The organism is Collinsella sp. AM23-17, assembly GCF_003470945.1.
Taxonomy (GTDB): domain Bacteria; phylum Actinomycetota; class Coriobacteriia; order Coriobacteriales; family Coriobacteriaceae; genus Collinsella; species Collinsella aerofaciens_O.
Genome location: NZ_QRHU01000034.1, coordinates 1 through 10709 on the forward strand (window position 1 = coordinate 1; position 10709 = coordinate 10709).

Annotated in this window: 8 protein-coding genes; 2 read left to right on the forward strand and 6 right to left on the reverse strand. The window is 60.1% G+C overall.

Annotated features, from left to right (window positions below; all coding sequences use genetic code 11):
* Nucleotides 1-153: 153 nt before the first annotated feature.
* Nucleotides 154-1134 (reverse strand): phosphate acetyltransferase, encoded by a 981-nt coding sequence (pta, locus tag DW645_RS09445; protein WP_089573084.1) that lies wholly within the window; start codon nt 1132-1134, stop codon nt 154-156.
* 232 nt (nt 1135-1366) lie between these two features.
* Between pta and glf the strand changes: the two genes are divergently transcribed.
* Nucleotides 1367-2569 (forward strand): UDP-galactopyranose mutase, encoded by a 1203-nt coding sequence (glf, locus tag DW645_RS09450; RefSeq protein WP_055252340.1) that lies wholly within the window; start codon nt 1367-1369, stop codon nt 2567-2569.
* Entirely contained in the window at nt 2562-3593 is a 1032-nt protein-coding gene (locus DW645_RS09455; protein WP_117773936.1) for a glycosyltransferase family 2 protein, read from the forward strand. The genes glf and DW645_RS09455 overlap by 8 nt, the downstream gene beginning before the upstream one ends.
* 371 nt (nt 3594-3964) lie before the next feature.
* On the opposite strand, the gene DW645_RS09460 is transcribed toward DW645_RS09455, so the two are convergent.
* From DW645_RS09460 to ppk1, 5 genes are all read right to left on the reverse strand, one after another.
* Nucleotides 3965-4966 (reverse strand): P1 family peptidase, encoded by a 1002-nt coding sequence (locus DW645_RS09460; protein WP_118227323.1) that lies wholly within the window; start codon nt 4964-4966, stop codon nt 3965-3967.
* Between the two features lie 100 nt (nt 4967-5066).
* Nucleotides 5067-5648, reverse strand: a complete 582-nt coding sequence (locus tag DW645_RS09465) for a nucleoside triphosphate pyrophosphatase (protein WP_117564381.1) — start codon at nt 5646-5648, stop codon at nt 5067-5069.
* Nucleotides 5645-6187, reverse strand: a complete 543-nt coding sequence (locus tag DW645_RS09470; protein WP_117735750.1) for a DJ-1 family glyoxalase III — start codon at nt 6185-6187, stop codon at nt 5645-5647. The genes DW645_RS09465 and DW645_RS09470 overlap by 4 nt, the downstream gene beginning before the upstream one ends.
* Before the next feature lie 106 nt (nt 6188-6293).
* On the reverse strand, nt 6294-7622 hold the full coding sequence (rlmD, locus tag DW645_RS09475; RefSeq protein ID WP_118227324.1) for a 23S rRNA (uracil(1939)-C(5))-methyltransferase RlmD: 1329 nt from the start codon (nt 7620-7622) through the stop codon (nt 6294-6296).
* A gap of 98 nt (nt 7623-7720) precedes the next feature.
* Nucleotides 7721-10129 (reverse strand): polyphosphate kinase 1, encoded by a 2409-nt coding sequence (ppk1, locus tag DW645_RS09480; protein WP_118227325.1) that lies wholly within the window; start codon nt 10127-10129, stop codon nt 7721-7723.
* Nucleotides 10130-10709 lie beyond the last annotated feature (580 nt).

The window sequence follows — 10709 nt, forward strand, 5'->3', positions numbered from 1 at the left end:
CGAGCGCAAAATGGATTCTAAAAAACACCTTGCCAAATAGGAGCGTCAGGACGCAAAGAGGCTCCGCCGCGCGAAGCGCGCAGCGGAGCCTCTTTGCATGTCCGAGGACGTTTTCAGAGCTTTGCCCTGCAGGGTCCCGAGGGGATATGTAAGCTATTCAGCCATCTGAGCCTGGACGGCGGTGATGGCCACGACACCCACGATGTCGTCGGCAGAGCAGCCGCGCGACAGGTCGTTGACCGGCTTGGCGATGCCCTGCAGGATGGGGCCGTAAGCGTCGGCGCCGGCGAAGCGCTGGACCAGCTTGTAGCCGATGTTGCCGGCCTCGAGGTCGGGGAACACGAGCACGTTGGCCTTACCGGCGACGGAGGAGCCGGGAGCCTTGAGCTGGGCGACGGTGGGGACGATAGCAGCATCGAGCTGCAGGTCGCCGTCGATGGCGAGCTCGGGTGCCTTTTCCTTGCAGAACTTCACGGCCTCCTGGACCTTCTTGGCGACCTCGCCACCGGCGGAGCCCATGGTGGAGTAGGAGAGCATGGCCACGTGCGGCTCAACATTGCCCATGAAGGTGGACCAGGAGTGAGCGGAGGCGATGGCGATCTCGGAGAGCTCGTCGGAGGACGGGTTGATGTTGAGGCCGCAGTCGGCGAAGATCAGCGTGCCGTCGGTGCCGAACTGCGGGGTGTCGGTGCACATCACGAAGAAGGCCGAGACCAGCTTGGTGCCCGGGGCGGTCTTGAGGATCTGAAGCGCGGGGCGCAGGGTGTCGGCGGTGGAGTGGCAGGCGCCGGAGACCAGGCCGTCGGCGTCGCCCATCTTGACCATCATAGTGCCAAAGTAGGTGGCGTCCATCACCTGGGCGCGAGCCTGCTCGATGGTAACGCCCTTCTTGGCGCGGAGCTCGGCAAACTTCTGTGCGTACTCCTCGTGCTTCTCGGCGTTGCGCGGATCGATGACGGTGGCGCCGGGGACGTTGATCTCGTTGGGATCGCCCAGGATGACGATGTTGGCCAGGCCTTCCTCGATGATCTTGTTGGCCGCGACGATGGTGCGCGGATCCTCGCCCTCGGGCAGGACGATGGTCTTAAGGTCGGCCTTGGCGGCAGACTTCATACGGTTTAGGAAATCGCTCATGTTACTCCTTGCAAGCGTTTCGCTAAGCTCCAGGCCCTCGGCTGTACACGAATAAACCCGCTGCTAGCGGGTTTACCTTTCAATAATGTACGCCGCGGTGCTTGAGCTTTCCTTGTGTGGCAAGCTCATTATAGGACGCATTAGCGCTATAATCGCTCTGATAAATATGTCTCGACGTATGTTCGAGAAAAAGCCCAGTTAAAAAGCGTGTGGCTTTTGACAAGGAGTATCGATGCAGATTACCTCAGGCCTGCCTGAAGGCTTTAATGCCGGTGCGTACGACATGATCGTTGTCGGCGCCGGTTATGCCGGTGCCGTTTGCGCCCGCCGTCTTGCCGAAACTATCGGCTATCGTGTTGCCGTTTTGGAACGTCGCGGCCACATCGCGGGTAATGCCTACGACTGCACTGACGAGGCCGGAATCCTGGTCCACGAGTACGGTCCGCACATCTATCACACTTTTAATGAGCGCGTCCATAACTTCCTGTCGCGCTTTACCAAGTGGACGGACTACCAGCACAAGGTGCTCGCCAACATCAACGGCACCCTCATGCCCGTACCCTTTAACCATGCGAGCCTCAAGCTCGCCTTTGGCGATGAGCGCGGCGAGGAGCTGTATCAGAAGCTCGTGGAGACCTTTGGCAAGGACGTCAAGGTGCCCATTATGGAGCTGCGCAAGAAGAACGACCCGGATCTTGCCGAGGTCGCCGATTATGTCTATGAGAACGTCTTTTTGCATTACACCATGAAGCAGTGGGGCCAGACGCCCGACCAGATCGACCCCTCGATCACCGGCCGCGTTCCCGTCTTTGTGGGCGATGACGATCGCTACTTCCCGCAGGCTCCTTTCCAGGGCATGCCGCAGGACGGCTATACCGCGCTGTTCGAGCATATGCTCGATCACGATCTGATCGACGTATTCTGTGACGTAGACGCCCGTGACCTCTTTGAAATCGACGAGACCACCGTCAAGATCGACGGCAAGGTCTATGGCGGCGAGATCGTCTACACCGGTCCGCTCGACGAGCTATTCAACCTCGACCTGGGCGCGCTGCCGTACCGCACGCTCGATATGAAGTTCGAGACGCTCGATATGGACCAGTTCCAGCCCGTGGGCACCGTCAACTACACCACGAGCGAGGACTATACGCGCATCACCGAGTTCAAGAACATGACTGGTCAGGTCCTGCCCGGCAAGACCACCATCATGAAGGAGTACTCCAAGGCCTATACGCCCGGCTCGGGCGAGACGCCGTACTACGCTATTCTGGAGCCCGAGAACCGTGAGCTCTATGAGCGCTACCTTGAGCGCGTCCAGAACCTGACGAACTTCCACCCGGTGGGTCGTCTGGCCGAGTATCGTTACTACGATATGGACGCCGTGACCAATTCTGCCCTCGATCTTTCGGATGAGATTATCGCCTGCCATGCATAAAGTCATAACATTCGGTATTCCCTCGTATAACGCCGCCAAGGATATGGACCATTGCATCACCTCCATCTTGGAGGGGAGCAATTACGCCACCGATATCGAGATTATCGTGGTGGACGACGGCTCCAAGGACGAGACGGCCGCCAAGGCCGACGAGTGGGAGGCCCGTTATCCTGGAATCATCCGCGCGGTGCACCAGGAGAATGGCGGCCACGGTATCGCCGTCCTCTCGGGCCTGCGTGAGGCGCATGGTACGTACTATAAGGTCGTTGACTCGGACGACTGGCTCGACGGTGCGGCGCTTTCGACCATGCTGTCGATTCTGCGTGGCTTTGAGGAGCGCGACCAGCGCGTCGACCTGTTTATCTCGAACTACGTGTACGAGAAGGTTTACGAGGGCACGCATACCGCTATTGGCTACAAGTTTGCCCTGCCGCGCAAAAAGATTTTCTCTTGGGACCAGATCGGACACTTCCGTCCCGATCAGAACCTGCTCATGCACAGCCTGTGCTATCGCACCGACGTACTGCGCGAGTCCAATCTGCCTATGCCGGCACACACGTTCTACGTGGATAATATCTACGCATACGTGCCGCTGCCGCGCTGCAAGACCATGTACTACGCCGACATCGACCTCTATCGCTACTTTATCGGTCGCGAGGGCCAGAGCGTCAACGAGGCTACGATGGTCAAGCGCCTGGGTCAGCAGTTCCGCATAACGCGCATCATGATGGAATCGTTCCACCTGTACCAGGACGTTGAGTCCTCGCGTCTGCGTTCGTACATGATGGGCTACTTCACCATGATGATGGCTATTTGCTCGGTGCTCACCAAGCTTTCCGAGGAAGATTGTGCCGATGAGCGCCTGAAGACGCTGTGGAAGGACCTGAAGGAGTACGACGAGCGCATGTATCGTCGCGCTCGCTACGGCGTGGTCGGATTCTTTACCAACCTGCATGGACGGGCCGGAGACAAAACCACACTCGGCCTATACCATCTTGCCTCAAAGATCTTCAAATTCAACTAGCTGCTGAGTAATCGCTGCTGATAGGTTGACTGGGCCCCTTGGCCTTTAGTTTGCTACTGCGAACAGTCCTGCTCGCACGGAAAGCACATTAAGTGCTTTCCGGCTCGTGCGGAACTTGTATCAAACTAAAGGCCAAGGGGCCTCTGCTATAAGAATCGATTGTCAGGAAGTTGAATTTGAAGATCTTCGACGCGTGGTACAAAGGGGCCTGGGCTGAAAAGAATTTGGTTGGTAGGTTGCCCGGTGGGGTTTGGTTATGTTTGTCGCGAGTTCCGCACGAGCCGAAGAGCACTTAATGTGCTCTTCGTGCGAGCCAGGACTGTAGAGCAGCAAACATAACCAAACCCCACCGGGCAACCGGACGAGCTAGTTTACTTTGCGGCGCCGGGTATGCCGTGGGAGGTTTTGGCGTTTTTGGCTCCGTTTACGATGGCGGTCTGTAGGGCCCTTACGGCGAGCATGCCCAGCAGGTCTAGGGGAACGGCGGCGCTTGCCTGGGCGCCCAGTTTGCCGCTGGCGAGGGTGTAGATGGTGTCGCCGTCGTTGGTGGTGTGCGTGGGACGGATGGCGTGTGCGTAGGCGTCTGCGGCCATCTGGGAGACCTTGGTGGCTTGTGCCTTAGTGAGTTCCACGTTGGTGACGATGCAGCTGATGGTGGTGTTGGTGCGGTCGAGCGGCATCTGCATGGATCCGGCGGCGGCAAAGGCTGCGAGCTCCATGTCGACGATCTGGTCGCTATCTGCTGCGGCGCGCATACCAGCGACCCATTCGCCGGTGAAGGGGTCGACGACATTGCCGCAGGCGTTGACCGAGACCACGGCACCCACCTTAACAGGGCCGAGTGCCACGGCGGCAGCGCCTAGGCCGGCCTTCATGCAGGTGGCGGGGCCCATGAGCTTACCCACGGTAGCGCCCGTGCCGGCGCCTACGTTGCCCTGTTCGAGCTTGGTGGGGGTGTGGTCGAGCGCCTCGCGCACGGCGGCGATGCCGGCCTCAATGTCGGGGCGAACGGTGGGGTCGCCAAAGGCAAGGTCGAAGATACAGCTGGAGCACACGATGGGCACCTGCGTGGGGCCGACGGGCAGACCAATGCCGCGGCTCTCGAGTTCGCGGGCCACGCCGCTTGCAGCCTCGAGGCCAAAGGCCGATCCGCCCGAAAGGCAGACGGCGTGGACCTTATCGACGGTGTTTTCGGGACGCAGCAGGTCGGTCTCACGCGAAGCGGGGGCGCCACCACGTACGTCAACGCCACCGGTGGCACCCTCGGGCGCCACGATTACGGTGCAGCCGGTGCCAGCCTCCTCGTCCGTATAGTTGCCAAAGCAAAAGCCATCGACATTGCAAACATCGATGGCTTCGAGCAGTGTGTCCATGTGTTCTCCTATCGGTTTTCCGCCGGGCCTTATGCCCGGTCGGGATCCGTACGGTACGGCAAAATTGTAGGCGCTGGGGGATACCCAGCGCCAGATGCAATTACGAGAGTTTTTGAATCGCGCGTGCGACGCGAGCGATGGGCAAGCCCACCACGTTGTAGAAGTCACCCGAAATATCGTGCACAAGCATGCGGCCGCCTGTGCCTTGGATGCCGTAGGCCCCGGCCTTGTCCATGGGTTCGCCGGAGGCAACATAGCGCTCGATCTGCTCTTCGGTAAGCTCATAGAACGTCACGTCGGTCACATCGACAAACGACAGGCTCTCGGCGGCATGCGGAGCTGTAGCGTCGCCGGCTTTAACGATGCAGACGCCGGTTGCGACCTGGTGCGTGCGGCCCGAAAGCTCGCGGAGCATGGTGCGCGCCTCGTCCCCGTCTGCCGGCTTGCCCAAAATTTGGCCGTCAAAGGTGACAATAGTATCGGCCGCGACGGTCAGTTCGTTGGGCTCGGCATGCTCGGCGGCAACGGCGGCGGCTTTGGCACGCGCCAAGCGCTCGACGAGTGTAAGCGGAGCTTCGCCATCAAAAGGCGTTTCGTCGATATCTGCGGGAATCACGCGAATGTCATAGCCCGCCTCACGCATCAACTCGATGCGGCGCGGTGATTGCGAAGCCAAAATCATAGCTGAATGCCCTCGGCAACCTTCTCGACAGCCTTGTCGCCGGCGAGCGTGCGCAGCAGCTCAAGCGCAAAGGGGAGCGACTGGGCCATGCCGCTGGCGGTGATGATGTTGCCGTCTTGCGTAACCTTCTCGCCGGTATAGGCGCCTTCGGGGAAGCTCTTCTCAAAGCCAGGGAAGCACGTGGCGTGGCGCCCCTCGAGCAGGTCGAGCTCACCCAGGATAAACGGGGCGGCGCAGATGGCGGCGACGTGTTTGGCGGCGGCGAACTCGCAGACCACGTCGCAGACGCGCTGGTCGGCACGCAGGTTGGTGGCGCCGGGCAGGCCGCCAGGTAGCACGACGCAGTCGTACTCGTCAAAGTTGATCTCGTCAAAGAGCGCATCGCAGGTCACGGGAATCTGCAGCGAGCTTACGACCTCGCGCGTGGGCATGATCGAGACAAGCGTGGCGCGCACGCCGCCGCGACGCATGACATCGACCATGGTCAGGCATTCAATAGTTTCAAAGCCATCGGCGGCGAGAACGGCAACGCTGGGCATGAGGGTTCCTTTCATAGGCGGCATACAATTAGCCGTCTTATACCCCGAAGACCTCCGCTTGCCACGCTCGATTTCCCAATGATTTTTCTGAGCAATGATTGAGTGACTAGTTGCGCCTAAGGTGGACGACGGTTTCGCAGTGGAAGGTTTGCGGGAATAGGTCGACCGGCGTGATCTTCACGGGGGAGAAGGTGCCTTCCTCGACAAAGCGCTTGAGGTCGCGTGCCAGGGTGGCCGGATTACAACTCACATAGGCGACATCGCGGGCGCTCGTGCTCGCGATGAGGTCGATGGCTTCGGGCGCCAATCCTGCGCGTGGCGGATCGACTACCAGGACATCGGCGTCCTGGTCGGGGAACTCGCGCACGGCATCGCCGCCGATGACATCGACGTTATCGAGCTTGTTGATCTCCAGGTTGCGACGCAGGTCGCGCACGGCCGGGCCGTAGGCCTCGACGGCGGCGACGTAATCGCAGCGGCGGGCGAGCGGTAGGGTAAAGGTGCCAGCACCGCAGTACAGGTCCACGGCTAGCTCGTCTTCCTGCGGGTCGAGGGCGTCCATGACGAGCTCAATCAAAATCTCGGCGCCCTTGGTATTGACCTGGAAAAACGACGGGGCAGATAAGCGCATCTGGCCTTCGGCGATATTCTCGGTCCACGAGCCCTCGCCGGCGAGCATCTCGACTTTGGAGACACGGCGGGCTTTCTTTTCGCCCTTGCTCATCACGCGCACGATGCTCGTGGGATGAGCGGCGTCCGCCAGCACGCGGGAGACCTGCGAGCGCGGAAAAGAGCCTGTAGGCGTCCAGAGTGCGACCTCGAGTGCCTTGGTACGGCGCGATGCACGAATGCCCACGCGTTCGAGTCCCAAGTCATGGCTGCCGCTTAGATAGTTGAGTGCGCCGACGACCGATTTGAGCGCCTTCGGGAAGCGCTTATCGAACAGCGGGCACGCATCGACGGTCACGATTTTGCTGGGGTCGACACCGTGCATGCCAAGGCGCACGCGACCGTTGACGACGGTCGGTTCGAGCTCGATTTTATTGCGGTAGCCCCAGTCGTCCTTGGTGTGGCAGATGGGCTGCACCAACTCATCGACCTGCTCAGGAGCGAACTTGCCGATGCGCTCGAGCGTGGAGCGCAGGTTTTGCTCCTTGGCGGCGAGCTGTGCCGTGCGTGAGAGATTGCCCCACGAGCAGCCGCCGCAGATGCCCACGTAGGGGCAGGGGGGCTGAATGCGATCGGGGCTCGGCTCCAGAATCTCGGTGGTGCGGGCGCGCATGAACGACTTGCCGTCCTGTACGACCTCGGCCTCGACGGTGTCGCCTGCCACGGCACCCTGCACAAAGACGGCTTTGCCGTTGTCGGCGTGCGCCAGCCCGTCGGCGCCGTAGGTCATCGATTCTATAGTGAGCTTCATATCCCTGCCTGTCATTCGTGTTGTTGCTCGCACCATGGTAGCAGGGAAAAGCGCCCCGCATCCGAGGCTTTCCTCAAATGCGGGGCGCTTCTACAAACTGCTTCTACAAACGACTATTTCGTCTTGCCGGTAATGAGCGTCTTAAGACCCAGGCCGATCAGGCCCAGGCCCATGCGCACACGACCGGGGCGATGGCGCTCGATGGCCTTGGTCTTGCCGGCGGGCTTATCGCGACGGGCGCTCGTCTCGGGTGCGGGCTTAGCTGCCTGCGGCTCGGGCTGAGGTGCAGGTGCGGGCTCGGGCTCAATGACGGTCGCCTGGACCTTCTGAACCTCGGGTGTGGCCGGCTGCGGCTTAGGAGCAGGGGCGGGCTTTGCCTCAATGACGGGCTCGGGCGCGGCCTCGGCGTTGCGGTAGGCACGCTCCAGCAGGGCTTCCTGCGAGTTGAAGGGTTTCTCACCCTCTGCGCGCTCCACGGGGACCCAGGTGCCGTCGCTCGTGAGGCTGCGGGCCTTCACGTTGTCGCGCAGCTGCATGCTCATGTACTCGTGCACCAGGGCGCGGCAGGTGGGGTCGAGCACGGGGAAGGCGATCTCCACGCGGTGCTCGGTGTTGCGTGTCATCATGTCGGCCGAGCTCAGATAGATCATGTCCGAGTCCACGCCAAAGGCGTAAACGCGCGCATGCTCCAAAAAGCGTCCGACGATAGAACGGACATGCACGTTCTCGGTCTTGCCAGGAACGCCCGGCTTGAGGCACGAGATGCCGCGGATGATCATGTCCACGCGGACTCCTGCGCACGATGCCTCGGCGATCTTGTCGATGACCTCGCGGTCGGTGAGCGAGTTGAGTTTAAAGAACACACGGGCGGGCTCGCCGGCGAGGGCGCGCTGGATCTCGCGGTCAAGCCCGCGCATGATGAGCGGTTTCAGTCCGACGGGCGCCACACCCAGGAAGCGGTAATCGCCGCGCAGGTTGCCCAACGACAGGTTGCGGAAGAACAGGTTGGCGTCCTCGCCGATGCCGGGGTGAGCGGTCATGAGCATAAAGTCGCTGTAGAGTTTGGCCGTCTTCTCGTTAAAGTTGCCGGTGCCCAGCAGCGTCAGGCGCGTTAGCGCCATGCCCTCGCGATAGGTGAGCTGGCAGATCTTGGAGTGGCACTTAAAGCCCTCGGAGCCGTAGATGACGGTGCAGCCGGCCTCTTCCAGGCGCTCGGCCCACTCGATGTTGTTCTGCTCGTCAAAGCGCGCGCGGAGCTCCATGAGCACCGTGACCTCTTTGCCGTTCTCGGCGGCATCGATCAGTGACTCGCACAGGCGGCTCTGCTTGGCCACGCGGTAGAGCGTGATGCGCAGTGAGATGCACTCGGGGTCGTAGGCGGCCTCGTGCACCAGATCCAGGAAGGGGTTCATGGCCTCATAGGGATAAAAGAGCAGCTTGTCGTGCTGAAGTACCTGCTCGCGGATGGAGCGGGTCATATCGATGGTGGGGTTGGGCTGCGGCTTAAACGGTGTAAAGAGCAGCTCGTTGCGCAGGTGCTCGGGAATCTTGCCCTCAATGCCAAAGACGTAGCCTAGGTCGAGCGGGATATCGCAGGTAAAGACAGAGCGGCGCGAAAGCTCGAGCGCCTTGCGGATGGTCTTGAGCGTCGCCTTCTCGAGCGACCCCGAGACCGCGAGCACCACCGGCTGCAGGCGCAAGCGTTTCTTGAGGATGCGCTTCATGTGCTGACGGTAATCCTCTTCCTCCTCGACGCCCTCGCCGTCCGGGTCGATGTCGGCGTTGCGGGTGACGCGGATGAGCGCGCGGTCGAGCGGCTTATAGGAGCCAAAGCAGCTGTCCAGGCAGGCGAGGATGACGTCCTCGAGCAAGATGTAGGAGTAGGTGCCGGTGGGCGAGGGGATCTCGACCACGCGGTTCATCGAGGTGGGAATCTCGATAAGGCCCAGCAGACTCTCCTCGTCGGTGACGCCGTCCAGGCCGCAGGCCAGGTAGAGTGCGCCGTTGCGCAGGTTGGGGAAGGGGTGGCGCGGGTCAATCACCAGCGGTGAGATGACCGGCGACACGTAGGCCTGGAAGTAACGGGTGACAAAGGTGCGCTCCTCGGGCGTAAGCGAATCGATGCGGGCGCGGTGAACGCCCAGGGTGTCGAGCTTGCCCTCGATGCTCTTAAAGATGGACTCCCATCGGGTAAGGAGCCCGGGCATTTCGGCCATGACAGCATCGACTTGTTCGGAGGCGGTCATATTGCTCTTGTTGTCGACAGGCTGTTTTTTGAGCTCTGCCAGATCGGACAGGCCGCCCACGCGCACCATGAGAAACTCATCGAGGTTAGACTCGAAAATCGACACGAACTTTAGCCGCTCGAACAGCGGAACGGTCTCGTCGAAGGCTTCGTCAAGCACACGGTTGTCAAAGCGCAGCCAGCTGAGCTCTCGGTTCTGCGTGTACGAGAGGTCGCGCGGCGGCTTACGCAGCTTTGCAGCGGCTTGCTTTTTTTCGATTTTGCTCGGCATATGCATCTGTCCGTTCAGTCCCCGTGGGGGACGGTTGCCTAACACTATTCACTATTGTCTCAATTTAGTCGACCTATGGCACGGACGTATCGCGTGAACGGTATCTTTACCTACTTCTTACGCTGACAAGCCATAGAGCTGACGCCCTTCGCGTTGTGAAAAACGGTCTATATCCTCACTCAACTGGTGAGTATGTGTGAATAAGAATGATAGGTAGCTGAATATCATCGAATACAGACAGAAACACGAACAAGCGTCATTTATATACATAAAACCGTTTTAGATATGCAATTCTTAATCGAAAGATTGGAGTTGTAATTGCGAATGATTTTTAGGAAAAAAGAGCATTTACCTTAGAAAAGCTACTTTAGAACGCCGAAGTGCATTATGGGGGAATCATATTCGATATACCGTTCATCGAACTTTGTTGACCGTTCGGGGGCGAGGTGGAATTGCGGTTGGAATTTGGATATAACTAGAGCTGTCAGCAAGCAGCATCCGTTACGGAAGGGTGCTGAGAGATTCGGCCGAAAGGCCCGAAAGAAAGGTAGGAGGCCATGACGAAAGGTCTGCACGTGCCTTCCGA